This is a genomic window from Mycolicibacterium chubuense, from assembly GCF_001044255.1.
GTDB classification, from domain to species: domain Bacteria; phylum Actinomycetota; class Actinomycetes; order Mycobacteriales; family Mycobacteriaceae; genus Mycobacterium; species Mycobacterium chubuense.
Genome location: NZ_JYNX01000031.1, coordinates 117,925 through 143,867, shown reverse-complemented (window position 1 = coordinate 143,867; position 25,943 = coordinate 117,925). Strand labels below are relative to the sequence as shown.

Genomic DNA, 25,943 nt, shown 5'->3' with positions numbered 1-25,943 from the left:
GCGCTCGTCACAGCAGCTGGGTGCTCGCTCCACCGTCGGCGAAGATCACGGTGCCCGTGGTCGCCGGCAGCCAGTCGGACAGCAGCGCGCAGACGGTCCGCGCCACCGGCGTCGGGTCCTTCATGTTCCACCCGAGCGGGGCGCGCTGATCCCAGCCCTCCTCGAGCAGCTGCATCTGCGCGCCCGCCTCCTCGCCGAGCGCACCGCCGACGATCGCGCTCATCGCCAGTGTCCGGATCGGGCCGGCGGCAACGAGATTGGAACGCACGCCGACCTTGCCGGCCTCGCGCGCGACGAAGCGGTTCACCGACTCCAGCGCGCTCTTGGCGACCGTCATCCAGTTGTAGGCCGGCATGGCCCGAGTCGGGTCGAAGTCCATGCCCACGATGCCGCCGCCCGGGTTCATGATCGGCAGCACGGCCTTGGCCAGCGATGCGTACGAGTAGGCGGAGATGTGGATGCCCTTGGCGACGTCCTCGTAGGGCGCGTCGAAGAACGGGTTGATGCCCATACCGGTCTGCGGCATGAAGCCGATGGAGTGCACCACGCCGTCGAGCTTGTTTCCCTCACCGATCTCGGCGGTGACCCGATCGGCCAGCGAGTCGAGGTGCTCCTGATTCTGCACGTCGAGCTCGATCAGCGGCGCCGGGTTCGGCAGCCGGTCGGCGATGCGACGGATGAGCTTCATCCGGTCGAAGCCGGTGAGCACCAGCTCGGCGCCCGCCTCCTGGGCGACCTTGGCGATGTAGAACGCGATCGAGCTGTCGGTGATGATCCCCGTGACGAGGATCCGTTTCCCCTGAAGAAGCGTCATGTGAAGGTCCTTACCTGTCCTGTCCTAGTGGCCCATGCCCATGCCGCCGTCGACCGGGATCACCGCACCGGAGATGTAGCCGGCGTCCTCGGAAGCCAGGAAGCTGACCACGCCGGCGACCTCGGCGGCGGTGCCGACCCGCTTGGCGGGAATGAACTCCAACGCGCCCTTCTGGATTCGCTCGTCGAGGGCGCGGGTCATGTCGGTGTCGATGTAGCCCGGAGCCACCACGTTCGCGGTGACGCCGGCCTTGGACACCTCGCGGGCGATGGAGCGGGCCATGCCGATCAGCCCGGCCTTGGAGGCGGCGTAGTTGGCCTGATTGCCGATGCCCCAGGTGCCCGAGACCGACCCGATGAAGATCATCCGGCCGAATCGGTTGCGCTGCATGGTGCGGGTGGCCCGTTGGGCCACCCGGAAGGCGCCGGTGAGGTTCGCGTCGATGACCTTCGTGAACTTCTCCTCGGTCATCCGCATCAGGAAGGCGTCGGCCGCCACGCCCGCGTTGGACACCAGCACCTCGACAGCGCCCTGGTGTTCCTCGACCTCCTTGAACGCGCGGTCCACGGAATCACTGTCGGTGACGTCGCACTCGACGCCGAACAGTCCGTCGGGAACGCCCGACCCGCGGTGGGTGACAGCCACCTTGTGGCCGTCGTCGGCGAGGCGCTGCGCGATGGCCAGACCGATACCCCGGTTGCCACCGGTCACCAGCACCGAGCGGGAGACGAATTCCGGTCGGGTCGAAGTCATGCCCGTCAACTTAGCCGGTGCGGTCGGCTTCTCACCAAATCGCCCCACTCAGGTGGGCAGCCTGCGATTGATGAGCAACGCGGCCAGCGCGGCACCGGCCAGCACGAGCGCACCCAGCCGCAGCCATCCCACGCTCGCGTCGCCCTTGATGGTCTCGTAGCCGATCTGTTCCTGCAGGTTGGTGAACACTTCCTTGAGCTGCTCGAGGCTCGACGCGGTGAACGCGTCACCGCCGGACAGGTCGGCGATCTTCTTGAGCATCTCGTCGTCGACGGGCACCGGCTGACGCTGGTCGTTGATCTCGACGTAGCCGTAGGGCGTGCCGAACGACACCGTCGAGATCGGGACGCCCTGGTCCTTGGCGGTCCGCGCCGCGGTGTAGGCGCCCTTCGGGTTGTCCGGGTTCGACGGAACCGTTTCCTTGCCGTCCGACATCAGCACGACGCGCGCGGGCGGCGGTTCGTCGCCGCCGCCGATGACGGCGCCGACGGTCGCGATCGCCTGCAGCGCCGTGAAGATGCCCTCACCGGTTGCGGTCCGGTCGGCCAGCTGCAGCTTGTCGATCGCGTTCTTGGTCGCCTCACGGTTGGTGGTCGGCGAGACCAGCACCGTGGCGGTGCCGGCGTAGGAGATCAGACCGAGGTTGATGCCGGGGGTCAACTGGTCGGCGAACTGCTTGGCCGCCTCCTGGGCCGCCGCGAGCCTGTTGGGGGCCACATCGGTCGCGCGCATGGACTGCGACACGTCGATGACGAGCATCACCACCGCGCGGTTGCGCGGGATCCGGACGTCGTGGGTCGGTCCGGCCATCGCGACCGTGAAGAACGTCAGCGACAGGATCAGCAGGATCGCGGGCAGATGGCGCAATCGGCTGGGGCGCTTGGGAGCCACACTCTCGAGGAGCTCCATGTTGGCAAAGCGCAGCATCCGCCGCTGCCGGGACAGCTGCACCACGATGTAGAGCCCGATGAGGCCGAGCACCACGAGGAAGAACAGAAAGAACCACGGGTGTTCGAAGCCCGACAGCGACATCGGTCCGAGCAACGGTAAAGTCATGTCCTACTTGTCTTTTCGTCGTTGACAGCGATCACCGTGCTGCGAGGGCGCCGCGGCGCCGGCTCGCGACGAACCGCACCACGTCGGCGATCCAGTCGCGGTCGGTGCGCAACGTCAGCAGCGGTGCGTCGCACCGGCGCAGCGTGCGCGCCACGTCGGCACGGTGGGCTGCGGCGGCCTTCTCGAAATCGGTGCGCAGTTGTTCGTCGATGGTGAACTCGCGGGTCCGCCCGGTCTCGGTGTCCTGCAGCACGACGTCGCCGACCGGAGGCAGCTCGATGTCGCGCGGATCGAGGATCTCGATGCCGAGCACCTCGTGGCGTCCGGCGATGGCCCGCAGCGGCCGCATCCAGTTGATGGGCCCGAGGAAGTCGCTGATGATCACCGCCATACCGCGTCGGCGCTCCGGCCTGCGCAGCGCGTCGATCGCCGCCGCGAGATCACCGCGCACACCGACCGGCGCGCGCGGAATGGTGGCGATCGCCCGCAGCAACTCCTGCTCGTGCATGCGCCCCGACAGTGCCGGCACCCGACGCGTGGTCTCGCCGTTGGAGATGATCGCGCCGATCCGATTGCCGCCGCCGCTGTTGAGGAACGCGATCGACGCCGCGGCGGCCACGGCCAGGTCCCGCTTCTCGCACCCGGTGGTGCCGAAGTCGAGGCTGGCCGACACGTCGACCACCAGCCAGGTCTCCAGCTCCCGGTCGGCGATCATCTGCCGAACGTGCGGGTGGGTGGTGCGTGCGGTGACCGACCAGTCCATCCGGCGCACGTCGTCGCCGGGCTGGTAGATCCGCGACTCACCGGGTTCGGATCCCGGCCCCGGCAGCAGACCGAGGTGATCGCCGTGGAGCACACCGTCGAGCTTGCGGCGGACCGTGAGTTCCAGCTTGCGCAGCGCCGCCGTCAGTGCCGGGTCACGGATCTCGCCACGCTTCATCGACGGCAGGTCGACGGAGCGGGTGGACCGCGGAATCGGAGCCACCTGGTCAGCGGCCGTTCGCCGCGGCCGCAGCGGCCGGGACGACGGGTGGAGCCGAATGACCCTGCTGCGGAATGGCGTTCACCTGAGGCAGCGCCACGGTCTGCAGAATGCGGTTGACCACGGTCTCGGCGGAGATCTCGTCGGCCAGCGCGTCGTAGGTGAGGACCAGGCGGTGGCGCAGCACGTCGGGGATGACCTCCACGACGTCCTGCGGGATCACGTAGTCGCGGCCGCGGACCAGCGCCAGCGCGCGGGCCGCGGCGATGATGCCGAGGGAGGCACGGGGCGACGCGCCGTAGGCGATCCAGGCCTTGGCGTCGGGCATGCCGAACTTCTCCGGCTCGCGGGTGGCGGTCACGACGCGCACCACGTAGTCGACCAGCGCGTGATGCACGAAGTTGTTCGCCGCGACGTCCTGGAGGCGCTGCAGGTCACCGGTGTTGAGGATCTGCTTGGGCTCCGGCGGCTTGACGCCCATCCGGTAGATGATCTCGCGCTCTTCCTCCGGCGACGGGTAGTCGACGTTGAGCTTGAACAGGAAGCGGTCGCGCTGCGCCTCGGGGAGCTGGTAGACGCCCTCCTGTTCGATGGGGTTCTGCGTGGCCATCACCAGGAACGGGCTGGGCAGCGGGAAGGTCTTGCCGCCGATGGAGATCTTGCGCTCGGCCATGACCTCCAACAGCGCCGACTGCACCTTGGCGGGCGCGCGGTTGATCTCGTCGGCGAGCAGGAAGTTCACCACCACGGGCCCGAGTTCGATGTCGAACTCCTCTTTGCCCTGCCGGTAGATCCGGGTGCCGATGATGTCGGTCGGGACCAGGTCGGGGGTGAACTGGATACGCGCGAAGGTGCCGCCGACGACCTTGGCGAACGTCTCGACGGCCAGCGTCTTGGCCACGCCGGGCACACCCTCGAGGAGCACGTGCCCCTTGGCCAGCAGTCCGACGAGCATGCGCTCGACGAGCTGGTCCTGGCCGACGATGATCCGCTTGACCTCGAAGATCGCCCGTTCCAGCGTGTGCACCTCGTGCTGCAGGCCGCCGTTGTTCTGCGCCTGAGCCGACGGAGCTGGAGCAGCGTGCGCGCCTGCGGAGTAGCCCTGACCCGGGTTCTGTCCGGGAAATCCTCCAGAGCCCTGCGGCGGCCCACTCGGTGAGGTCATCAACGTTCCTTCCACATGCGCACTACCTGATGGTCGGTGCGGCGCCGGCCGATGGTGGCCGGACACCCGCCGTCAACTATTCCAGGCGGCTCGGAATCCGTCGACGCCGCCCGAATTAACTCAGCCGCTACTCAGGATTCGATGATGCGCGCCGCGTAGGGCTGCAGGCCCGAGGTCCGCACCGGACTCACGGTCACTTTGCCGGCGCTGCCGGAGGCCTCGAGCATCCTGCCGCCGCCGAGGTACATCGCGACGTGCTGGCTGCCGCCGGGACCCCAGAACAGGAGGTCTCCACGTTTGGCCTGAGCGATGGGCACCTTGCGACCGGTGTCGTACTGGTCGCCCGAGTACTTCGGGATGAGGACGCCGACGCCGGCGTAAGAGAACTGGGTGAAGCCCGAGCAGTCGTAGCCGACGGTGTTGGCGCCGGAATCGATGCCGCGGCTGGGTCCGGTCGGTTTCCCGCCGCCCCACGAGTACGGCACCCCCATCTGGCTGCCGCCGCGGCGGATGACGTACTCGATGGCCGCGGGGCCGCGCACCATGCCCGGCGCCACCCCGACCGGGTCGGCCGGCGCCAACCCGATGCTCTGCAGGAACTTTCGGCCCAGGTCCATCGTCACCTGCGTGGCCTGTGCGGTGGCCGCCAGCGACGCGTTGGCGATGGCGAGCGGATCACCGGGGGCGCCGGCGCTGATCAGCTTGGGCAGCGTGGGATCCCACTGCCCGGCCTCGGGCTGGGCGGCGGCGGGCGAGGCCGCGCCGATCAGCACCGCGACCGCGACGGTGAGTGAGACGAGAAGGCGGCGCAGCGCGATCACCACTCGATCATTCGGGTCACGAACGGCGTCATACCGCTGGTCCGCACCGGCGAGATCTTGACCACCGAGCCGGTGTAGGGCGCCTCGAGCATCTGCCCGTCACCGAGGTACATCGCGACGTGCTGACTGGCGTTGGGGCCGTAGAAGATCATGTCGCCGCGGCGCATCTGCGAGGACGGCACCTTGCGCCCGGCGTTGTACTGCGAGCCCGAGTAGTGGTCGAGCTTGATGCCGACACCGGCGAACATGTACAGCATCAGACCCGAGCAGTCGAAGCCGACCGTGCCCGCGCCGGAGTCGATGCCGCGGCTCGGCCCCGAGGCGTTGCCGCCGCCCCACGAGTAGGGCACACCCATCTGCGACATTCCCCGCTTGATCACGTACTCGGTGGCCTGCCGTCCGTACAGCGTCGGGATCGCGCCGTTGGTGATACCGGTCGGTGTCGGCAGCAGGCCGATGCTCTGCAGGAACTTGCGGCCGAGGTTCTGGGTCACCTCCAGTGAGGTGGTGATGATCTTCAGGACCGCGTTGATGATCTGGACCGGGTCGCCGCTGACGAACGCGCTCGGGATCTGGGGCAACGTCATGTCCCAGGCGGTGTCGCGGTTGCCGGTGGCCGGATCGACATCCCAGTTCGCGTTGGCACCCGACGGCGCCGGGGTGGCTCCCGCTCCCGCTCCCGATCCCGTTGGCGCGCGACCCGAGACCGGCGACGACGGCGCCGAAAGCGCTTGTACCTGCTGGAGTTTCGTCTGCGCCTGGGCCCGCTCGGCGGTGAGCCGGTCGAGCTCGCTCTGCTGGGCCTTGAAGGTCTGCTGAGCGTTGGTCAGCGCGTCGACGGCGCTCTGCTGGCTGGTCTCGGCGGCCTTGACCGCATCGTCGGCCTGCTGCTTGGCCAGCCGTGCGGCGGACTCCTTGTTGACCTGCTCGGTGCGCGCCCGCGACAGGTCGGTCATGACCTTCTGGGAGCTCAGCGAGAGCGCCTGCCCGGTGGCCGCCGTGTCGAGAATGTCGACGGGGTCCTTGGCGGTCAGGTACGAACTCGACGGGCCGTTGACGTACATCGCGGCCGCGAACTTGTCGAAGCGTCCCTGCGCGGCGTCGATCGCGGCGTTGGCCTCTTTGACCCCGACCGCGCTGGCGTCGACCTGCTGCTGCGCCTTGGCCGCGTTCTCGCGTGCGGTGGCCACGTCGAGGATCGCCTTGTTCACGCTCTCCTGCTGCGTCTGGATCGCGGCTCCGAGATCCTGCAGCTTCTGGTTGACGTTGGCGACCTCGGTGACGAGTTGGGCCAGGTCACCGTTGCCGGGTTGCGCTTGGGCGAGGTGCGGCGTCGTCATCACCATGCCGAACGCCAGCGACACCGCGCACAACCGGGTGGCGGGCGCGCCGCCAAGGGGGCGTCTCATTCGACTCAGGTCTCCTCAGGCTTCGCGCAGAAGTCACACAATGCACAACTGCAACTACAGGCACCGATTGCACCGTACGTCACATCTGACGCTAAAGAAACTTTAGTCACAAATTACAACAATGTAATTGCAATGGGCGTTATCAAACGGTGATGTTTGAATTAACGCGCGAGGCGGTTATTCCTCAATCGTTGCTGGTGGAGGCTGCGCTGGAACCGGTCGACCGTTTGCCGTATTTCTGCAGCACGCGGGTCGCGGCAGCGGCGATGAGCACCAGGAATACGAGCACAATCGTGAATGCGGTCCACGAAAAGTGCGGGGTGGTCAACTCCCCCAGGAAATTCTTCGACGACTGCACCGGATCGCCCGTTCGGGCGAGGTCCTGGCCCGCCTCGAGCGTCGACCGATCGAGCACCGGACTGTAGGTCCCGGCGAAAGACGGACTGAGCGCCAGCACCGTGGATCCGGGGTTGGCGTTGCCGACGACCGTCGCGATGTCGCGCAGCGGCGTGTCGATCGGAGGGTTGTTCGCGATGACCACGATCTTGAGGTCGATGCCCTGCTGCTTGGCGTCCTCGACCACCTGCCGCAGCGCCGGCACCTCGGCCTGATCGGCGGGCGGCACGCTGATGCCGTCGTCCTTGACGTCGGCCTGAACCTGATCCATGTCGATCTCCGGCGGGATGTACGCCGGCAGGAACGGAATCACCTGCGGTCCGGTCACACGAGCACGGTACGCGACCTGCGGGGGTGGCATCACGCGCACACACCGACAAGAATGGAGCGCACCCTGGGATTCAATACAGGACAAGCGTACTGTTAAGGTGACAAACGCCGCCGACACAGCCCGTCGCGGCGATGATTCAAGCCGGGAGTTGATGTGAGCAGCAAGAATTCATCCGTGAACTCGTTCGGAGCGAAAGACACGCTCGAGGTCGGAGACCGCAGCTACGAGATCTACCGTCTGGACGCCGTACCCGGCACCGAGAAGCTGCCCTACAGCCTCAAAGTCCTCGCCGAGAACCTGCTGCGCACCGAGGACGGCTCCAACATCACCAAGGACCACATCGACGCCATCGCGAGCTGGGATCCGTCGGCTGACCCCAGCATCGAGATCCAGTTCACCCCGGCGCGGGTGATCATGCAGGACTTCACCGGCGTGCCGTGCATCGTGGACCTGGCCACGATGCGCGAGGCGGTCGGCGATCTGGGCGGCGACCCGCAGAAGGTGAATCCGCTCGCTCCGGCGGACCTGGTGATCGACCACTCCGTGATCGCCGACCTGTTCGGCACCGCGAACGCCTTCGAGCGCAACGTCGAGATCGAATACGAGCGCAACGGCGAGCGCTACCAGTTCCTGCGGTGGGGTCAGGGCGCGTTCAACGACTTCAAGGTGGTGCCGCCCGGCACGGGCATCGTGCACCAGGTCAACATCGAATACCTGGCCAGCGTCGTGATGGACCGCGACGGGGTGGCCTATCCCGACACCTGTGTGGGCACCGACAGCCACACCACGATGGAGAACGGCCTCGGCGTGCTGGGCTGGGGCGTGGGTGGTATCGAGGCCGAGGCGGCAATGCTCGGCCAGCCGGTGTCGATGCTGATCCCCCGCGTGGTCGGCTTCAAGCTTTCCGGTGAGCGGCGCGCCGGCGTGACGGCGACCGACGTGGTGCTCACGGTCACCGAGATGCTGCGCAAGCACGGCGTGGTCGGCAAGTTCGTCGAGTTCTACGGCGAGGGCGTGGCCGAGGTGCCGCTGGCCAACCGGGCGACGCTGGGCAACATGAGTCCCGAATTCGGTTCCACTGCAGCGATCTTCCCGATCGACGAGGTGACCATCGACTACCTGCGGATGACCGGCCGCAGTGATCAGCAGCTCGCGCTGGTCGAGGCCTACGCCAAGGCGCAGGGCATGTGGCACGACCCGAGCCGCGAGCCGAAGTTCTCCGAGTACATCGAGCTGGACCTGTCCGACGTGGTGCCCTCGATCGCGGGCCCCAAGCGCCCACAGGACCGCATCGCCCTCGACGATGCGAAGTCGGCCTTCCGCAAGGACATTCACAACTACGTCGGCGGCGAGGAAGAGGAGTCGGTGCGCACCAACGTCGACGAGGCCGTCGACGAGACCTTCCCCGCCAGCGACCCGGTGTCGCTGTCGTTCGCCGACGAGGGCGCGGTGCCGCTCCACTCGGCCGCCAACGGCGCCGAGGGCCGACCGACCAAACCGGTGAAGGTGGAGTCCGCCGAGCGAGGCGACTGCATCCTCGACCACGGCGCGGTCGTCATCGCGGCGATCACCTCGTGCACCAACACCTCCAACCCGGAGGTCATGATCGGTGCGGCGCTGCTGGCCAAGAACGCCGTCGACAAGGGCCTGACCAGCAAGCCCTGGGTCAAGACCACCATGGCCCCCGGCTCGCAGGTGGTCACCGACTACTACGAGAAGGCCGGTCTGTGGCCCTATCTGGAGAAGCTGGGCTTCTTCCTGGTCGGCTACGGCTGCACCACCTGCATCGGCAACAGCGGGCCGCTGCCCGACGAGATCAGCAAGGCGATCAACGACAATGACCTGTCGGTGACTGCGGTGCTGTCGGGCAACCGCAACTTCGAGGGCCGCATCAACCCCGACGTGAAGATGAACTACCTGGCCTCCCCGCCGCTGGTGATCGCCTACGCGCTGGCGGGCACCATGGACTTCGACTTCGAGACCGAGCCGCTGGGCCAGGACGAGTCGGGCAACGACGTGTTCCTCAAGGACATCTGGCCCTCGCAGCAGGACATCAACGACACCATCGCCAGCGCGATCAACACCGAGATGTTCGTCAAGAACTACTCCGACGTGTTCAAGGGCGACGAGCGTTGGCGCAATCTGCCGACGCCCAGCGGCGACACGTTCGAGTGGGATCAGAACTCGACCTACGTGCGCAAGCCTCCGTACTTCGACGGCATGCCCGCCGAGCCGCAGCCGGTCACCGATATCCACAACGCCAGGGTGCTTGCGCTGCTGGGCGATTCGGTCACCACCGACCACATCTCCCCTGCCGGCAGCATCAAGCCGGGGACGCCGGCCGCCCAGTACCTGGAGTCGCACGGCGTGGAGAAGAAGGACTACAACTCCTACGGCTCCCGGCGCGGCAACCACGAGGTGATGATTCGCGGCACCTTCGCCAACATCCGGCTCAAGAACCAGTTGCTCGACGACGTCTCGGGCGGCTACACCCGCGACTTCACCAACGGCGGTGAGCAGGCGTTCATCTACGACGCGGCGCAGAACTACGCGGCGGCCGACATCCCGCTGGTGGTGCTGGGCGGCAAGGAGTACGGGTCGGGGTCATCGCGCGACTGGGCGGCCAAGGGCACCTCGCTGCTCGGTGTGCGTGCGGTCATCACCGAGTCCTTCGAGCGCATCCACCGCTCGAACCTGATCGGCATGGGGGTGATCCCGCTGCAGTTCCCCGAGGGTGAGTCGGCGGCGTCGCTGAAGCTGGACGGCACCGAGACGTTCGAGATCACCGGGATCGAGGCGCTCAACGAGGGGAAGACGCCGAAGACGGTGCATGTGAAGGCCTCGAAGGACGGTGGGGACGCGGTCGAGTTCGACGCCGTCGTGCGCATCGACACTCCCGGCGAGGCGGACTACTACCGCAACGGCGGCATCCTGCAGTACGTGCTGCGCAACATGCTGAAGTCCTGACACGTGCCCCGGGTCACCGACGATCATCTGGCGGCGCGGCGTCGTCAGATCCTCGACGGCGCCCGGCGGTGCTTCGCCGAGTACGGGTACGACCGGGCCACCGTGCGACGGCTCGAGCAGACGATCGGGCTCTCGCGCGGCGCCATCTTCCACCACTTCCGCGACAAGGACACGCTATTCTTCGAACTGGCGCGTGAGGACGCGGAGCGGATGGCCGATGTGGCGGCGCGCGAGGGCTTGATCCAGGTGATGCGGGACATGCTGGCCGCGCCCGATCAGTTCGATTGGCTGGCAACGCGGTTGGAGATCGCCCGCAAGCTGCGCAACGACCCGGCGTTCAGCCGGGGCTGGTCGGAACGGTCGGCGGAGCTCTCAGCGGCCACCGCAGAGCGGCTGCGCAAGCAGAAGCAGGCCGGGCGTCTCCGCGACGACGTGCCCGGCGAGGTGCTGCGGACCTACCTGGAACTGGTGCTGGACGGGCTGGTGGCACGCCTGGCGTCCGGCGACGACCCAGAACGGCTCGGCGCCGTCCTGGATCTGGTCGAGGACTCGGTCCGCCAGCGCTGAGTCAGCGCCTGCCGCGATGGTTGGGCCCGCCCCGGCTGCGCATGGTCGTGCCCGACTCGCGGAGCATGCTGTGCACCGAGCCGTAGGAGTGGCCGGTCGAGGCCACCAGAGTCCGGATGCTGGCTCCCCCCTCGTAGGCGCTGCGGAGCTCGGTGATGAGCTGATCCCTGTCTTTGCCGTTCTTCTTCATTGACGCCCTCCCGCGCTGTGCAGCAGTCGCATACCCAGCGTCGGAAGCGTTGAACCCGATCAGGCCAGCTCGATCAGTTCCCGATACTCGTCGGACCAGAAGTCCTCGGTGCCGTCGGGCAGCAGGACCACCCGTTGCGGTTCCAGCGCCTCGGCCGCGCCGGGATCGTGGGTCACCAGCACCACGGCGCCGGCGTAGCTGCGCAGCGCGTCGAGCACCTGCTCGCGCGAGGCGGGGTCCAGGTTGTTGGTCGGCTCGTCGAGTAGCAGCACGTTGGCCGTGGACGCGACCAGACCGGCCAGCGCCAGCCGGGTCTTCTCGCCACCGGACAGCGTGCCCGCGGGTTGCTCGAGTTGGGGGCCGCTGAACATGAACGCGCCCAGCAGGCCGCGCAGGTCCTGTTCGCCGGTGTCCGGGGCGGCGTGGCGGATGTTCTCCCAGACCGACGCCATGTTGTCGAGGGTGTCGTGCTCCTGGGCGAAGTAGCCGATCTTGAGCCCGTGCCCGGGTTCCAGACCACCGGCGTCCGGCTTCTCCACGCCGGCGAGCAGGCGCAGCAGCGTGGTCTTGCCGGCGCCGTTGAGCCCGAGCACGACGACGCGCGACCCGCGGTCGATCGCCAGGTCCAGACCGGTGAAGATCTCCAGTGAGCCGTAGGTCTTGGTCAGCCCTTTGGCGATCAGCGGTGTCTTGCCGCACGGGGCCGGCGTCGGGAACTTGATCCGCGCCACCTTGTCGGCCACCCGCTCGTCGTCCAGCTCGGCGATCATCCGCTCGGCGCGACGCAACATGTTCTGCGCGGCAACGGCTTTGGTGGCCTTCGCGCCCATCTTGGCCGCCTGGGCGCGCAGTGCCCCCGCCTTCTTCTCGGCGTTGGCCCGCTCGCGCCGGCGACGCTGCTCGTCGGTGGCGCGGGCGTCGAGATACTTCTGCCAGCCCATGTTGTAGACGTCGACCTCGCCGCGGACCGCGTCGAGGAACCACACCCGGTTCACGACGTCGGCGAGCAGGCTGACGTCGTGGCTGATCACCACGAGGCCACCGGCATGGTTCTGCAGGAAGGTCCGCAGCCAGCCGATCGAGTCGGCGTCGAGGTGGTTGGTGGGCTCGTCCAGGAGCAGCGTGGTGTCCGACCCCGAGCCGGTATCCGACGCGGCGAACAGGATGCGCGCGAGCTCGACGCGGCGGCGCTGCCCACCCGAGAGGGTGCGCAGCGGCTGGGTCAAGACGCGGTCGGGCAGCCCGAGGCTGGCGCAGATCCGGCCCGCCTCGCTCTCCGCGGCGTATCCGCCCAGCGCGGCGAAGCGCTCCTCGAGCTGGCCGTACCGGCGCACCGCCTTGTCCCGGGCCGCGTCGTCGGCGACCTCGGCCATCAGCGCCTGCTGCTTCTCCAGATCCGACAGCAGCGTGTCGAGGCCGCGCGCCGAGAGCACCCGGTCCCGGGCCAGCTGGTCGAGGTCACCCTCTTTGGGGTCCTGCGGCAGGTACCCGATCTCACCGGAGCGGCTGATCGACCCGGCATACGGTTCGCCCTCGCCGGCGAGGATGCGCATCGTGGTGGTCTTGCCGGCACCGTTGCGGCCGACCAGGCCGATGCGGTCACCGGGTTGCACGCGCAGCGCCGCGCCCTCGATCGCGAGCAGCGTGCGCGCTCCGGCGCGGACCTCGAGGTCCGTTGCGGTGATCACGCTGAAGCTCCTGGAAAGAACGAGGGCATGGCAAAACCCCATGCCGCGGCTGACCTCAAAGGCTAATGGCAGCAGCGGCCCTGTGGCCAATCGGTTACTTGTCGTCGGTGAAGACCGCGGGACGGTGCTCCTTGCGTGCCGCGACCGCTTCCTCGAAGTTGCTGGTCAGCAGCCGGACGTAGAGCTGTCCGAGACCTTCGGCCTGCATGTGCGTTTCCAGCGAACCGGCGTCGAGCCCACTCCACAGCGTGCGTTTGGTCAGCTCGGTTCCGGGCCGGGAGAACGCCGCGATCCGCTCGGCGATGTCGTAGCAGGTGTCGAGCAGCTCCCCGAGCGGAACCCGGCGCGACACCAGCCCGATGCGCTCGGCCTCCTCGGCGCTGACGTCGCGGCCGGTCAGCATGATCTCGAAGGCCCGCGAGGACCCGATGGCCCGCGGCAGCAGATAGCTGAGGCCCAGTTCGCTGGCCGTGAGGCCGTTGTTGATACCCGCGGCCCGGAAGTAGGCGTCGGTGGCGGCGACGCGGATGTCGGCCGCCAGTGCCAGGCACAGACCGCCGCCGATGGCAGCGCCGTTGACAGCCGCGATGACCGGTTGGTGCATCTTGCGCATGCCCAGGATGACGTCGTCGAGGACTTCCATCGACCGCAGCCCGAACGTGGGCCGGGTCAGGCCGTCGACGTGTGGAACGGATCCGGCGGACTTGTGATCCGCGCCCGAGGAGAAGCCGCGACCGGCGCCGGTGAGCACCACCGCGCGCACATCGTTGTCGTGGGTGAGCTCGCGGAGCGCGTCGCGCAGCGGCAGCATGACGTCGAAGGCCATGGAGTTCATCCGCTCGGGGCGGTTCAGCGTCACCCGCGCGACGTGCGGCCGGGGCTTGTCGACGAGGACGAACTGTTCGCGCGCGCTCACGCCTGCACGGTAGCGGGCGCGCGAGCGGGGGTCAGCCCTGGCTGTCGTCCTGCGCGGCGATCGCCGCGTCGATGTCGAACTCCTTGACCTTCTGCACGAGGTCTTCCAGCGCGGCGGGCGGCAGGGCACCGGCCTGGTTGAAGACCAGCTTGCCCTTCTTGAACGCCATCAGCGTGGGGATGGAGCGGATGTCCGCCGCGGCGGCGAGCTGCTGCTCGGCCTCGGTGTCGACCTTGGCGTACACGACGTCGGGGTGCTTCTCCGACGACGCCTTGAAGGTCGGGGCGAACGCCCGACACGGCCCGCACCACGACGCCCAGAAATCGACCAGCACGATCTCGTTGTCGTTGATGGTGGTGTTGAACTCTTCGGCGGTGATGTCTTTCGTAGCCACGAATGCTTCAACGTCGCTCCGGCGACCTGTGTTCCCCCGCCTCAGAGCTGGTAGGCGCGCACCCAGTCGACTTTCATCTCCGCGTTCAGGGGCGCCGACGCGCTGGGATCGCCGGTCCAGGGGTTGCCGACGGCCACGTTGAGGATCAGATAGTGCTGCCACTGGCCGGAGAACGGTGTCCAGTCCCCGCCGAGCGCCTCGTACTGCGCCTTCGTGACGCTGCCCACCTCGACGCCGTCCACCCGCCAGGTGATGCGGTCGGCGTACCAGTCCATGCCGTAGACGTGGTAGTCGGCGGACAGGTCGACGCCCAGGTCGGCGTCGACGCCGTTGAGCTTGACGTCGACGGTGTTGTTCGCCTTCGACGGGCCGTGGATGTTTCCGGTCCACATGCGGGCGGCCTCGGGCGTGCCGAAACCGGGCACCTCCGCGATGTCGATCTCGCCCTGCCGGGGCCAGTCGAACTCGTGTCCCGGTTCCAGGCCGACCGACCAGAACGCCGGCAGCACCCCCTTGTCGACGGGCATCTTGATGCGGGCCTCGACGCGGGTGCCGACGCCGATCGACTGCTTGCCGTAGGTGACTACGCGCGCGGAGGTGTAGTTGTACGGCGCGCCGAGCCCGTCCGGGGCGGGCTCGCGGCGCGCGGTGATCACCAGGTTGCCGTCGGCGTCGACGGTGATGTTGTTGCCGTCGGTGTAGTACTGGTTCTCCCCCGCGGACTGCCCCCAGCGGCCGGTCTGCATCCCCCAGTACTTGAGAGCCTCCTCCCGGCTGCTGAAGTTCGTCTCCCACAGCAGCCTGGGCTGCGACGGCGTGCTGACGACGACGTCGCGGTAGATCCGCTTCCTCTTGACCAGCCACCGGTCGGCGGTCGCCTGGGAGACGGGGATGTCGAGCCAGGTGGTGCCCATCCGGCTGCTCCGGATACCCATCGAGTACAGCGAGTCGACGATCATCGATCCGACGGTGACCCGGGTGCTGGTGGCGGCCGCGACCAGCACCGGATCGGAGGCGGTCGCGGTGGCGGTGGCGGTGGCAGCCGGTGCAGCGGCCAGGGTGGTGGTCGCGGCCTTCGCGGCGGCGGGTGCGGGCTCCGGTGGGGTGCGGCGCGCGCTGCGGCGGACGACGGGTTCGGATGTGTCGGCGACGGCGGTGCGGATGCGTTCGGCGCGGCGGGTGCGCTCATGACGGACGGGCCGGGTGTCTTCGGGCGCCACATCGGCCGCGTCGGCGTCCGCCGTGCTGTCCCGAGGCGCGGATTCGGCCGCGTCGGCGTCCTCGGAGTCCTGCGACTCGGTGTCGCGGCCACGGTCACCGGAGTCGCGGTCATCCGACTTCGTGGACGTGTCGGGGCGGTCGGTGGCCTCGGTTGTCGACCCGGCCGACGAGGCGGAGGTCTGCGAGGTGTCGGCACCCGCATCGGCGGGGCTGGCCGCGGCGCACGCCGCGCCCGCCACGCCGCCGGCCATGAGTGCCGCGGCGATGAAGCCGCCGGCGAGAAGATGTTTGCCGCTGACAATCGTCGGGGCGCTTCGCTGGGTGCAGTGCATCACCGAATCCATTTCCCTCAGTGAGACGTTCAACGAAAGACAAAGCAGAACAACCGCACACGCACAGCCGCAGTCAGCGAACACCGTGGTTCGACTACTGCGCAGTTCAACTCACCTGCAGCTGCGCAGCGGTGCATGCACAGCAAACGTTAGCCAACGACGTGGGTGAGCGCGTCTTTTCGCGTCAATTCTTTATGCGAAATGGGGGGACGTCATTTTCGGCGCAATTGACGTTTTCCACTATTTGCATTTGCAGCATAGTGCGTGAGAATTGCTCAACCGGGACGGCGAGGCGGAAGTCGCAGGTGAACGTTTTCGTGAAGCACAGTCCGTTGATTGCCCGACATCGTCAGGCAAGTCGCCGCGGAGAGTCAGCGGTACTCGGGGTTGGCGAAGTCGTACCGGCAGCCCGCGTCCCATCCCGAGCGGACGTTCCCGTACGCCGGCACCCCGCCCGCCGATTTCAGCAGTCGGGCGAGGTGCATCAGGTTCCACGTCATGAACGTGGTGTTGCGATTCGTGAAGTCGTTCTCCGGTCCGCCGGAGCCGGGGTCGAGGTACGACGGCCCGGGACCGGCCTCGCCGATCCACCCGGCATCGGCCTGCGGGGGGATGGTGTAGCCGATGTGCTGCAGCGTGTACAGCACATTCTGGGCGCAGTGCTTGACGCCGTCCTCGTTGCCGGTGATCAGACACCCACCGACCCGGCCGTAATAGAGGTACTGGCCTGCGTCGTTGAGCAGGTGCGACCCGCCGTAGAGCCGCTCGTGCACCTTCTTCATCACCGAACTGTTGTCGCCCAACCAGATCGGGCCGGCCAGCACCAGGATGTCGGCCGCGAGCACCTTGTCGAAGATCGCCGGCCAGTCGTCGGTGGCCCAGCCGTGCTCACGCATGTCGGGCCACACGCCGGTGGCGATGTCATGGTCCACGGCACGAACCACATCGACGGCGACACCGTGCTTCTCCATGATCGCGGTGCTGATGCGCACCAGGCCGTCGGTGTTGCTGATCTCGGGCGACCGCTTGAGCGTGCAGTTGATGAACAACGCTCGCAGACCACTGAAGTCGAGATCGGTGTCGCTCATCGTGCGCTCCTGTCGCCGTAGGTGCCGTCGAGATGCAGTGCGCTGATCCGCCTCGAGCGTTACACGAAGCCCGGTGCGGCTATGGGCAGATGATGAATCCCATGCCGAGACCTGCACTGCTGATCTTCGACGTGAACGAGACCCTGCTCGACATCGAGACGCTGATGCCGGCGTTCGAGGAGATCTTCGGTGACGGGCAGGTGCTGCGCCAGTGGTTCGCGCAGTTGATCACCTACTCGATGACGGCGACGCTGGCCGGGTCCTACGTCGATTTCTTCACCCTCGGCCGCGGTGTCCTGGAGATGGTCGGCGCGGTCCACGGCGTACACATCACCGACGACGACTGGCGGCGGGTCGGCACGGCGCTGAGGTCGATGCCGGCACATCCCGACGTCGCTCCCGGCCTGGCGAAGCTGCGCGACCGCGGCGACCGGCTGGTGACCCTGACGAATTCGCCACCGGGCAGCGGTTCGCCTACGCCGCTCGACAGGGCCGGCCTGGGCGAGTACGTCGAGCGGCAATTCAGCGTCGACACCTTCGCGACATTCAAGCCGGCCACCCGGTTGTATGTCGACGTCGCGGCGGCACTGGGCGTGCCGCCCGGCGACTGCATGATGGTCGCCGCGCACGTGTGGGACACGATCGGGGCGCAGAGCGCGGGGATGCAGGGTGCCTTCATCGCCCGCCGCGGCAACGCCCTGCTCCCGGTGCCCGCGCTTCCGCAGCCGACCGTGGTCGTTGCCGATCTGCTCGAGCTGGCCCGGCTGCTCGACGAACGCGAGCTCAGACGGTGAAGCCCAGGGCCCGCAATTGCTCGCGGCCGTCCTCGGTGATCTTGTCCGGACCCCACGGCGGGTTCCACACCCAGTTGATCTTGATGTCGTTGACCAGCCCGGCTCCGACGAGCGCCGTACGGGACTGATCTTCGATGACGTCGGTCAGCGGGCAGGCCGCCGACGTCAGCGTCATGTCGATCAGCGCCACGTCGCCCCCGTCGCCCTTTTCGACGTTCAGGCCGTACACCAGCCCGAGGTCCACGACATTGATGCCGAGTTCGGGGTCGACCACGTCACGCATCGCCTCCTCGAGATCGGCCAACAGCTCCTCATTCGGCACCATCGATTCCCCGCTCGCTTCGCTCGTGCCCGCCGGTGCAGTCTCACTCATCAGTTCTCCTCCACAGAAATCTCGTCGGGCCCGTGCGCCTGGGCCAGTGCTGCCTTGAACGCCGTCCACCCCAACAGCGCGCACTTCACCCGCGCCGGGTACTTGGCGACACCGGCGAACGCGATGCCGTCTCCGAGCACGTCCTCGTCGCCGTCGATCCTGCCCCGCGACGACACCATCTCGGAGAACGCCGCGACCGTCTTGAGTGCATCCCCGACGGTCTGACCGATCACCTGGTCGGTGAGCACCGACGTCGACGCCTGACTGATGGAGCAGCCCTGCCCGTCGTAGGAGATGTCGGTGACGGTCTCTCCGTCCTCGGACAGCGCCACCCGCAGGGTGACCTCGTCGCCGCACGTGGGGTTCACGTGGTGCACCTCGGCAGCGAACGGTTCCCGCAGGCCGCGGTGGTGCGGGTGCTTGTAGTGGTCCAGGATCACTTCCTGGTAGATCTGCTCGAGCCTCACCCGAAGAACTCCACCGCCCGCCGGACGCCGGCGACCAGCCGCTCCACCTCGTCTGCGGTGTTGTACACCGCGAACGACGCCCGCGCAGTCGCCGCGATGCCGAACCGGCGGTGAAGCGGCCACGCGCAGTGGTGCCCGACGCGCACCGCGACCCCGTCGTCGTCGAGCACCTGCCCCACGTCGTGGGCGTGCACGCCGTCGACCACGAACGACACCGGCGACCCGCGATCGGTCATCGACGCCGGGCCGATGATCCGGACGCCCTCGATCTCCGAGAGCCCGGCCAGGGCGGCGGCGACGAGCTCACGTTCGTGCTGCTCGACCGCGGGCATTCCGAGCGCGTCGAGGTAGCGCGCAGCGGCAGCCAGACCGACCACCTGTGACGTCATCGGCGTGCCCGCCTCGAAACGCTGCGGGGCGGGCGCGAACGTCGTGGCCTCCATCGTCACGGTCTCGATCATCGAGCCGCCGGTCAGGAACGGCGGCATCGCCCCGAGCAGCGACCGCTTGCCGTACAGCACGCCGATGCCGGTGGGTCCCAGCATCTTGTGGCCGGAGAACGCCGCGAAGTCGACGTCGAGGGCGTGGACGTCGACGGGCTGGTGCGGGACGGACTGGCAGGCGTCGAGCAGCACCAGTGCTCCGACAGCACGGGCCCGCGCCACCAGTTCGGCGACCGGCGCCACCGCTCCGGTGACATTCGAATGATGGCTGAAGGCAACGAGTTTCACCCGCTCGTCGAGCTCGAGCGAGTCCAGGTCGATGCGGCCGTCGTCGGTGACGCCGTACCAGCGCAGCGTCGCACCCGTGCGCTGCGCGAGTTCCTGCCAGGGCACCAGGTTCGCGTGATGCTCGATCTCGGTGGTGACGATGACGTCCCCGGGGCCGACCGCATGGTCGAACCGCTTGTCCGCCAACGCATAGGCGACCAGGTTGATGGCTTCGGTGGCGTTCTTGGTGAACACCAGTTCGTCGGCGTCGGCGCCGACGAACGCCGCGATGTCCTCACGGCCCTGCTCGTAGGCGTCGGTCGCTTCCTCCATCAACTGGTGCGCGCCGCGGTGCACCGCGCCGTTGGACGTGAGCAGGAACTCCCGCTCGGCGTCGAGCACGGCCAGCGGCTTCTGCGACGTCGCCCCGGAGTCGAGGTAGGCGAGTTGTTGTCCGCCGCGCATCACCCGCTGCAGGATCGGGAAGTCCGCCCTGATCGCGCTGAGGTCCAGCGTGCGCGCGACCGTCATGTCAGGCTCCGGCGGCGGCGGCCTGAGCGAAGCGCTCGTAGCCGTTCTCCTCGAGTTCGTCGGCCAGTTCCGGGCCGCCGGACTCGATGATCCGGCCATTGACGAACACGTGCACGAACTGCGGATGGATGTAGCGCAGAATCCGCGTGTAGTGGGTGATCAGCAGCACGCCGGCGTCCTCGGCCTCGGCGTACCGGTTCACGCCCTCGCTGACCACGCGCAGCGCGTCGACGTCCAGACCGGAGTCGGTCTCGTCGAGGATCGCGATCTTCGGCTTGAGCAGGCCGAGCTGCAGGATCTCGTGGCGCTTCTTCTCGCCACCAGAGAAACCCTCGTTGACGCTGCGTTCCCCGAAGGCGGGGTCGATGCCGAGGTCGGTCATCGCGCCCTTGACCTCTTTGACCCAGTGCCGCAGTTTCGGGGCCTCGCCGCGCACGGCGGTGGCGGCGGTGCGCAGGAAGTTCGACATCGAGACGCCGGGCACCTCGACGGGGTACTGCATGGCCAGGAACAGGCCGGCGCGCGCGCGCTCGTCGACGCTCATCTCGAGCACGTCCTCGCCGTCGAGGGTGATCGACCCGGAGGTGACGGTGTACTTCGGGTGGCCGGCGATCGCGTACGACAGCGTCGACTTGCCCGACCCGTTGGGCCCCATCACCGCATGCGTCTCCCCCGACCTCACGGTCAGGTTCACACCCTTGAGGATCGGGATCTCGTCGCCCTCGGGAGTGATCACCGAGACGTGCAGGTCTTTGATGTCCAGAGTGGTCATGTTCAGTTACTTCTCGCTTCGGTGATGGCCAGTTCTCGTTCGATGGCTTCGGTCAGACGGTCGCGGACGGTCGGCACGGCGATCTTGGCGATGATCTCGTTGAAGAAGCCGCGGACCACCAGGCGCCGGGCCTGGTCCTCCGGAATGCCGCGCGCACGCAGATAGAACAGCTGCTCGTCGTCGAAACGACCGGTGGCGCTGGCGTGTCCGGCGCCGACGATCTCGCCCGTCTCGATCTCGAGGTTGGGCACGGAGTCGGCCCGGGCCCCGTCGGTCAGCACCAGATTGCGGTTGACCTCGAAGGTGTCGGTGCCGGCGGCCTCGGCCCGGATCAGCACGTCGCCCACCCAGACGGTGTGGGTGTCGGGTTTACGCGACTCCGGATCGCCTTGCAGCGCACCCTTGTACATGACGTTGGAGCGGCAGTTCGGCTGAGCGTGATCGACCAGCAGCCGGGATTCGAAATGCTGGCCGTCGTCGGCGAAGTACAGCCCCAGCAGTTCGGCATCGCCGCCGGGCGCGGTGTAGCGGACGCGGCCGGTCATCCGGACCACGTCACCGCCGAGGGTGACCGCGGCGTGACGCAGCACGGCGTCGCGGCCCAGCGCCGCGTGGTGGGTGCTGACGTGCACTACGTCGTCTGCCCAGTCGGCGATCCACACGACGCGCAGCGTCGCCGCGTCGCCGACGACGAATTCGACATTGTCGGCGTAGGTTCCGCTCCCGCGCTGGTCGATGACGACGACCGCCTCGGCCAGCTCGCCGACCCGGATCTGCAGGTGCCCGAACGCCGTCTCCCCCTCGCCGGGGCCGGTGATCGTGACCTCGATCGGGTCGCGCACCACGGCGTTCTTCGGGATGTCGATCAGCGTCGCGGAGGTGAACGACGAGTAGGCCTGCGCGGCAACCCGATCGGCCGGCGCACCGGCCTCGCCGAGGCGAGCGTCATCGCGCGCAACGGTCTCCACGCGGACGTCGTCGGGCGCGGCGACCTCGATGGTCGCGGTGCCGGTCGCGACCGCCGAACCGTCGTGCAGGCCGCGCAGCCGCTTCAGCGGCGTGAACCGCCAGATCTCGTCGCGGCCGCCCGGCACCTCGAACGCGTTGACGTCGAACGAGGCGAAGAGCTCACCCTTGTTCGCCGCGGACAGTGCCGAACCCTCCACTGCCTCGCTCAGATTCGTACCCGCCACTAGCCGACCGCGCCTTCCATCTGCAGCTCGATCAGCCGGTTGAGCTCCAGCGCGTACTCCATCGGGAGCTCCTTGGCGATCGGCTCGACGAAGCCGCGCACGACCATCGCCATCGCCTCGTCCTCCGTCAGCCCGCGGCTCATCAGATAGAACATCTGATCCTCGCTGACCTTGGACACGGTGGCTTCGTGGCCCATCGTGACGTCGTCCTCGCGGATGTCGACGTAGGGGTAGGTGTCGCTGCGGCTGATCGTGTCGACCAGCAGCGCATCGCATTTGACGCTCGAGCGTGACCCGTGCGCACCCTTGTTGACCTGGACGAGGCCGCGGTAGGACGCCCGGCCACCGCCGCGCGCCACCGACTTGGAGACGATGTTGCTCGACGTGTTCGGCGCCAGGTGCAGCATCTTGGCGCCGGTGTCCTGATGCTGGCCCTCGCCGGCGAACGCCACCGACAGCACCTCGCCCTTGGCGCGCTCACCGGTCATCCACACCGCCGGGTACTTCATCGTGACCTTCGAGCCGATGTTGCCGTCGACCCATTCCATGGTTGCGCCGGCCTCGGCGCGGGCCCGCTTGGTCACCAGGTTGTAGACGTTGTTCGACCAGTTCTGGATGGTCGTGTAGCGGCAGCGGCCACCCGGCTTGACGATGATCTCGACGACCGCGCTGTGCAGCGAGTCGCTCTTGTAGATCGGCGCGGTGCAGCCTTCGACGTAGTGCACGTAGGCGTCCTCGTCGACGATGATCAGCGTGCGCTCGAACTGGCCCATGTTCTCGGTGTTGATCCGGAAGTAGGCCTGCAGCGGGATGTCGACGTGTACACCCTTGGGCACGTAGATGAAGGAGCCGCCCGACCACACCGCGGTGTTCAGCGCGGAGAACTTGTTGTCGCCGGCCGGGATCACGGTGCCGAAGTACTCCCGGAACAGCTCCGGGTGTTCCCGCAGACCCGAGTCGGTGTCCAGGAAGATGACGCCCTGGGCTTCGAGGTCCTCCCGGATCGAGTGGTAGACCACCTCGGACTCGTACTGCGCGGCCACACCGGAGACCAGGCGCTGCTTCTCCGCCTCGGGGATGCCGAGCTTGTCGTAGGTGTTCTTGATGTCGGCGGGCAGGTCGTCCCACGTGGCGGCCTGCTTCTCGCTGGACCGCACGAAGTACTTGATGTTGTCGAAGTGGATGCCCTCGAGGTTGGAACCCCAGTTGGGCATCGGCTTCTTGTCGAAGGTGCGCAGCGCCTTGAGGCGGATGTCGAGCATCCACTCGGGCTCGCTCTTCTTCGCCGAGATGTCCCGGACGACCGCCTCGGACAGGCCGCGCTGCGCGCTGGCCCCCGCGACGTCGGAGTCGGCCCAGCCATAGCCGTACTTGCCCAGGGAGGCGATGGTCTCCTCCTGGGTCAACGCCTCGGGCTTGACCTCCGGTGTGAGTGTCATTGCGACACACTCCTTTTGTTCGTGTCGGGGCTTCGGCGCGGGCCGTGCGCCGAGGCTGTCATGCGGTCGGGTTCAGCGGGACGTGGGTGGTGCAGGCGCAGTCGCCGTTCACGATGGTCGCCAGCCTCTGCACGTGGGTACCCAGAACCTCGGCCATCGCCTGCTGTTCGGCTTCACAGAGTTCGGGGAATTCCTCCGCGACGTGCGAGACCGGGCAGTGGTGCTGGCAGATCTGCACCCCGCGCACCGGTCCGCGCACCTGCGTGGTGGTGGTCGCGTATCCGGCGCGGCTGAACGCGTCGGCGACCCGGTCGGCCGCGGCTTCGACGTCGTCGGGGCCGGCGCTGGCCGCAACCCGTTCGACACCGGCCAGGATCGTGTCGATGCGCTGGCGGGCGAAGGTGTGTACCGCGTCGTCACCGCCGATCTCGCGCAGCGCCCGCATGGCCGCCGAAGCCAGGTCGTCGTAGGTGTGCTCGAGTTTGGCGCGGCCGGCCGCGGTGAGCTGGTAGCGCTTGGCGGGCCTGCCGCGGCCCTCCTGCTGCCACGCCGCGGCCGACTTCGCCTGGGCGTCACCGGCCTCGATCAATGCGTCGAGGTGCCGGCGTACGCCGGCGGCCGAGAGCCCGAGGCGCTCGCCGATGCTGCCCGCGGTCGTCGGGCCCGACTCCAGCAGCAACTTGACGATCGCCGTCCTGGTGTCACCGTCGGCAGCATGCGGCGGCACCGTGGAAGGCGCCCCGGAAGGCGCCGTCGACGGCACAGTCGTGCCCTCCGAACGGATTTTCACAACACCAGTGTGACGCAATTCGGGGGGCGGGTCCACCAAGGCCACCCTTATCGGCACCGTCGGGATCATCACACCGCGATGGCCGAAGGAGCGGGAATATCCGCCCGCTACGCTGCCTGAGTGGCAGCCCGCCGACATTCGCTCAGCACGTCGATCGCCGGCCTGCACGGCGATGAGCGGACCGTCGGCAGCCCCCTCGACGACGCCGAAGTGGTGGCGCTGCACCGCACCCGCCTGTTCGGGGCGACGGGCACCGTGCTGATGGCGATCGGCGCCCTGGGCGCCGGCGCACGACCCGTGGTCCAGGATCCCACGTTCGGGGTCCGGCTGCTCAACCTGCCGTCCCGCATCCAGACGGTCTCGCTGACCATGACGACCACCGGCGCGGTGATGATGACCCTGGCCTGGCTGATGCTCGGCCGTTTCGCGCTGGGCAAGCGGCGAATGACGCGCAGCCAGGTCGACCGCACGCTGCTGCTGTGGGCGCTGCCGCTGCTGATCGCGCCGCCGATGTACAGCAAGGACGTCTACTCCTACCTCGCGCAGAGCGAGATCTCGCTGCAGGGCAGCGATCCCTACCGGGTGGGACCGGCACCCGGCCTGGGCCTCGACCATGTGTTCACGCTGTCGGTGCCGAGCCTGTGGCGGGAGACCCCCGCGCCGTACGGGCCGCTGTTCCTGTGGATCGGGCGCGGCATCTCGGCGATCACCGGGGAGAACATCGTCGAGGCGGTGCTCTTCCACCGGCTCATGGTGCTGCTGGGGGTCGGCCTGATCGTCTGGGCCACACCCCGGCTGGCACGCCGCTGCGGCGTCGCCGAGGTCAGCGCGCTGTGGCTGGGCGCGACCAACCCGCTGCTGTTCATGCACCTGGTGGCCGGCATCCACAACGAGGCGCTGATGCTCGGGCTGATGCTCGCCGGCACCGAGTTCGCGCTGCGCGGCATCGCGGCGATCTCGAGTTCCTCGGTGGCCGCGCGCGGCCGCTGGTACGCCCCCGGCATGCTGCTGGCCGGCACGGTGCTGATCACGATGTCCTCGCAGGTGAAGCTGCCGGGCCTGCTGGCGCTGGGGTTCGTCGCGATGGCGCTGGCGAACCGCTGGGGCGGCACCGTGAAGGCGTTCTTCCTCGCCGGCGGCGCGCTGGGCGCCGTGTCGCTGGCGGTGATGGCGCTGATCGGCTGGGCCAGCGGCCTCGGGTTCGGCTGGCTGTTCACGCTGGGCACCGCGAACGTGGTGCGCAGCTGGATGTCGCCGCCGACGCTGCTGGCGCTGGGCACGGGGCAGGTCGGCATCCTGCTGGGCCTCGGCGACCACACCACCGCTGTCCTGGCGCTGACCCGTGCCATCGGTGTGAGCCTGATCGCGATCATCGTCACCTGGCTGCTGTTCGCGGTGCTGCGCGGCCGGCTGCACCCGGTGGGCGGCCTGGGTGTCGCGCTGGGGGTGACCGTGCTGCTGTTCCCCGTCGTCCAGCCCTGGTACCTGCTGTGGGCGATCATCCCGCTCGCCGCGTGGGCCACCCGGCCGGGATTCCGCGCCGCGGTCATCGCGGTCACGCTGATCGTCGGGATCTTCGGCCCCACCGCCAACGGGGACCGGTTCGCCCTGTTCCAGATCGTGCTGGCGACGCTGGCCAGCACCGTGATCGTGCTGGCCCTGATCGCGATGACCTATCGGTGGCTGCCGTGGCGGGCGGTGCCGAAGGCGGCGTCGGGCCGGGTGGACGAGCCGGTCGCGCCGCCCGCGAAGTCCGACGCCTACGCTGAATCTCCGTGACCCCC

Annotated in this window: 25 protein-coding genes; 4 read left to right on the top strand and 21 right to left on the bottom strand. The window is 68.2% G+C overall.

Features of this window, described 5'->3' with window-relative positions; translation table 11 throughout:
- Nucleotides 1-7: 7 nt before the first annotated feature.
- From inhA to MCHUDSM44219_RS08995, 8 genes are all read right to left on the bottom strand, one after another.
- Nucleotides 8-814 carry an NADH-dependent enoyl-ACP reductase InhA gene (gene inhA / locus MCHUDSM44219_RS09030; protein WP_048417892.1) on the bottom strand — a complete coding sequence of 269 codons (807 nt, stop codon included), beginning with the start codon at nucleotides 812-814 and terminating at the stop codon, nucleotides 8-10.
- A 24-nt stretch (nucleotides 815-838) separates the two neighbouring features.
- Nucleotides 839-1,567, bottom strand: coding sequence for a 3-oxoacyl-ACP reductase FabG1 (fabG1, locus tag MCHUDSM44219_RS09025; protein ID WP_048417891.1), 729 nt, complete (start codon nucleotides 1,565-1,567; stop codon nucleotides 839-841).
- Nucleotides 1,568-1,615: 48 nt separating this feature from the next.
- Nucleotides 1,616-2,623 (bottom strand): VWA domain-containing protein, encoded by a 1,008-nt coding sequence (locus MCHUDSM44219_RS09020; RefSeq protein ID WP_048417890.1) that lies wholly within the window; start codon nucleotides 2,621-2,623, stop codon nucleotides 1,616-1,618.
- 31 nt (nucleotides 2,624-2,654) lie between these two features.
- On the bottom strand, nucleotides 2,655-3,563 hold the full coding sequence (locus MCHUDSM44219_RS09015) for a DUF58 domain-containing protein (RefSeq protein WP_048417999.1): 909 nt from the start codon (nucleotides 3,561-3,563) through the stop codon (nucleotides 2,655-2,657).
- Nucleotides 3,564-3,612: 49 nt separating this feature from the next.
- Nucleotides 3,613-4,770, bottom strand: a complete 1,158-nt coding sequence (gene moxR1, locus MCHUDSM44219_RS09010) for a chaperone MoxR1 (RefSeq protein ID WP_048417998.1) — start codon at nucleotides 4,768-4,770, stop codon at nucleotides 3,613-3,615.
- A gap of 131 nt (nucleotides 4,771-4,901) precedes the next feature.
- On the bottom strand, nucleotides 4,902-5,588 hold the full coding sequence (gene ripB / locus MCHUDSM44219_RS09005; RefSeq protein ID WP_048417997.1) for an NlpC/P60 family peptidoglycan endopeptidase RipB: 687 nt from the start codon (nucleotides 5,586-5,588) through the stop codon (nucleotides 4,902-4,904).
- Nucleotides 5,588-7,009 (bottom strand): NlpC/P60 family peptidoglycan endopeptidase RipA, encoded by a 1,422-nt coding sequence (gene ripA / locus MCHUDSM44219_RS09000; RefSeq protein ID WP_413783595.1) that lies wholly within the window; start codon nucleotides 7,007-7,009, stop codon nucleotides 5,588-5,590. The genes ripB and ripA overlap by 1 nt, the downstream gene beginning before the upstream one ends.
- 175 nt (nucleotides 7,010-7,184) lie before the next feature.
- Complete coding sequence (locus tag MCHUDSM44219_RS08995; protein ID WP_048417888.1) at nucleotides 7,185-7,724, bottom strand: Rv1476 family membrane protein; 540 nt, start codon at nucleotides 7,722-7,724, stop codon at nucleotides 7,185-7,187.
- Between the two features lie 156 nt (nucleotides 7,725-7,880).
- On the opposite strand from MCHUDSM44219_RS08995, the gene acnA reads away from it, so the two are divergent.
- Both acnA and MCHUDSM44219_RS08985 read left to right on the top strand, forming a co-directional pair.
- Nucleotides 7,881-10,694, top strand: a complete 2,814-nt coding sequence (gene acnA / locus MCHUDSM44219_RS08990; RefSeq protein WP_048417887.1) for an aconitate hydratase AcnA — start codon at nucleotides 7,881-7,883, stop codon at nucleotides 10,692-10,694.
- Between the two features lie 3 nt (nucleotides 10,695-10,697).
- Complete coding sequence (locus tag MCHUDSM44219_RS08985; RefSeq protein ID WP_048417886.1) at nucleotides 10,698-11,261, top strand: TetR/AcrR family transcriptional regulator; 564 nt, start codon at nucleotides 10,698-10,700, stop codon at nucleotides 11,259-11,261.
- Between the two features lies 1 nt (nucleotide 11,262).
- On the opposite strand, the gene MCHUDSM44219_RS08980 is transcribed toward MCHUDSM44219_RS08985, so the two are convergent.
- The 6 genes from MCHUDSM44219_RS08980 to MCHUDSM44219_RS08955 all read right to left on the bottom strand — a co-directional run bounded on the left by MCHUDSM44219_RS08980 (nucleotide 11,263) and on the right by MCHUDSM44219_RS08955 (nucleotide 17,090).
- Entirely contained in the window at nucleotides 11,263-11,451 is a 189-nt protein-coding gene (locus tag MCHUDSM44219_RS08980) for a helix-turn-helix domain-containing protein (RefSeq protein ID WP_048417885.1), read from the bottom strand.
- A gap of 59 nt (nucleotides 11,452-11,510) precedes the next feature.
- Nucleotides 11,511-13,139 (bottom strand): ABC-F family ATP-binding cassette domain-containing protein, encoded by a 1,629-nt coding sequence (locus tag MCHUDSM44219_RS08975; RefSeq protein WP_048417884.1) that lies wholly within the window; start codon nucleotides 13,137-13,139, stop codon nucleotides 11,511-11,513.
- Nucleotides 13,140-13,233: 94 nt separating this feature from the next.
- Nucleotides 13,234-14,055 (bottom strand): enoyl-CoA hydratase, encoded by an 822-nt coding sequence (locus MCHUDSM44219_RS08970; RefSeq protein ID WP_048417883.1) that lies wholly within the window; start codon nucleotides 14,053-14,055, stop codon nucleotides 13,234-13,236.
- A gap of 31 nt (nucleotides 14,056-14,086) precedes the next feature.
- Nucleotides 14,087-14,449: a thioredoxin gene (gene trxA / locus MCHUDSM44219_RS08965; protein ID WP_048417882.1), complete on the bottom strand. Its 363-nt coding sequence runs from the start codon at nucleotides 14,447-14,449 to the stop codon at nucleotides 14,087-14,089.
- Between the two features lie 41 nt (nucleotides 14,450-14,490).
- Nucleotides 14,491-16,014: a glycoside hydrolase family 16 protein gene (locus MCHUDSM44219_RS30840; RefSeq protein ID WP_236695405.1), complete on the bottom strand. Its 1,524-nt coding sequence runs from the start codon at nucleotides 16,012-16,014 to the stop codon at nucleotides 14,491-14,493.
- A gap of 359 nt (nucleotides 16,015-16,373) precedes the next feature.
- Entirely contained in the window at nucleotides 16,374-17,090 is a 717-nt protein-coding gene (locus MCHUDSM44219_RS08955; protein WP_048417881.1) for a flavodoxin family protein, read from the bottom strand.
- Between the two features lie 101 nt (nucleotides 17,091-17,191).
- Between MCHUDSM44219_RS08955 and MCHUDSM44219_RS08950 the strand changes: the two genes are divergently transcribed.
- Nucleotides 17,192-17,884 (top strand): haloacid dehalogenase type II, encoded by a 693-nt coding sequence (locus MCHUDSM44219_RS08950; RefSeq protein ID WP_048417880.1) that lies wholly within the window; start codon nucleotides 17,192-17,194, stop codon nucleotides 17,882-17,884.
- Here MCHUDSM44219_RS08950 and MCHUDSM44219_RS08945 read toward each other — a convergent pair.
- Genes MCHUDSM44219_RS08945 through MCHUDSM44219_RS08915 form a run of 7 tightly spaced genes read right to left on the bottom strand, consistent with a single transcriptional unit; the run spans nucleotide 17,874 to nucleotide 24,231 of the window.
- Complete coding sequence (locus MCHUDSM44219_RS08945; RefSeq protein ID WP_048417879.1) at nucleotides 17,874-18,257, bottom strand: metal-sulfur cluster assembly factor; 384 nt, start codon at nucleotides 18,255-18,257, stop codon at nucleotides 17,874-17,876. The genes MCHUDSM44219_RS08950 and MCHUDSM44219_RS08945 overlap by 11 nt on opposite strands.
- Nucleotides 18,257-18,724: a Fe-S cluster assembly sulfur transfer protein SufU gene (sufU, locus tag MCHUDSM44219_RS08940; protein WP_048417878.1), complete on the bottom strand. Its 468-nt coding sequence runs from the start codon at nucleotides 18,722-18,724 to the stop codon at nucleotides 18,257-18,259. Before sufU ends, MCHUDSM44219_RS08945 begins: the two co-directional genes overlap by 1 nt.
- Nucleotides 18,721-19,965, bottom strand: coding sequence for a cysteine desulfurase (locus MCHUDSM44219_RS08935; protein ID WP_048417877.1), 1,245 nt, complete (start codon nucleotides 19,963-19,965; stop codon nucleotides 18,721-18,723). Before MCHUDSM44219_RS08935 ends, sufU begins: the two co-directional genes overlap by 4 nt.
- A 1-nt stretch (nucleotide 19,966) precedes the next feature.
- Nucleotides 19,967-20,737 (bottom strand): Fe-S cluster assembly ATPase SufC, encoded by a 771-nt coding sequence (sufC, locus tag MCHUDSM44219_RS08930; protein ID WP_048417876.1) that lies wholly within the window; start codon nucleotides 20,735-20,737, stop codon nucleotides 19,967-19,969.
- A gap of 2 nt (nucleotides 20,738-20,739) precedes the next feature.
- The gene (gene sufD / locus MCHUDSM44219_RS08925) at nucleotides 20,740-21,930 is read right to left on the bottom strand and encodes a Fe-S cluster assembly protein SufD (protein WP_048417875.1); all 1,191 of its coding nucleotides are present in this window, start codon (nucleotides 21,928-21,930) and stop codon (nucleotides 20,740-20,742) included.
- Nucleotides 21,930-23,369, bottom strand: coding sequence for a Fe-S cluster assembly protein SufB (sufB, locus tag MCHUDSM44219_RS08920; RefSeq protein ID WP_048417874.1), 1,440 nt, complete (start codon nucleotides 23,367-23,369; stop codon nucleotides 21,930-21,932). The genes sufD and sufB overlap by 1 nt, the downstream gene beginning before the upstream one ends.
- A 58-nt stretch (nucleotides 23,370-23,427) precedes the next feature.
- Nucleotides 23,428-24,231: a helix-turn-helix transcriptional regulator gene (locus MCHUDSM44219_RS08915; RefSeq protein WP_109777646.1), complete on the bottom strand. Its 804-nt coding sequence runs from the start codon at nucleotides 24,229-24,231 to the stop codon at nucleotides 23,428-23,430.
- 48 nt (nucleotides 24,232-24,279) lie between these two features.
- Here MCHUDSM44219_RS08915 and mptB point away from each other — a divergent pair, with 48 nt between their 5' ends.
- Nucleotides 24,280-25,938, top strand: a complete 1,659-nt coding sequence (mptB, locus tag MCHUDSM44219_RS08910; RefSeq protein WP_048417873.1) for a polyprenol phosphomannose-dependent alpha 1,6 mannosyltransferase MptB — start codon at nucleotides 24,280-24,282, stop codon at nucleotides 25,936-25,938.
- The last annotated feature ends 5 nt before the right edge of the window (nucleotides 25,939-25,943 follow it).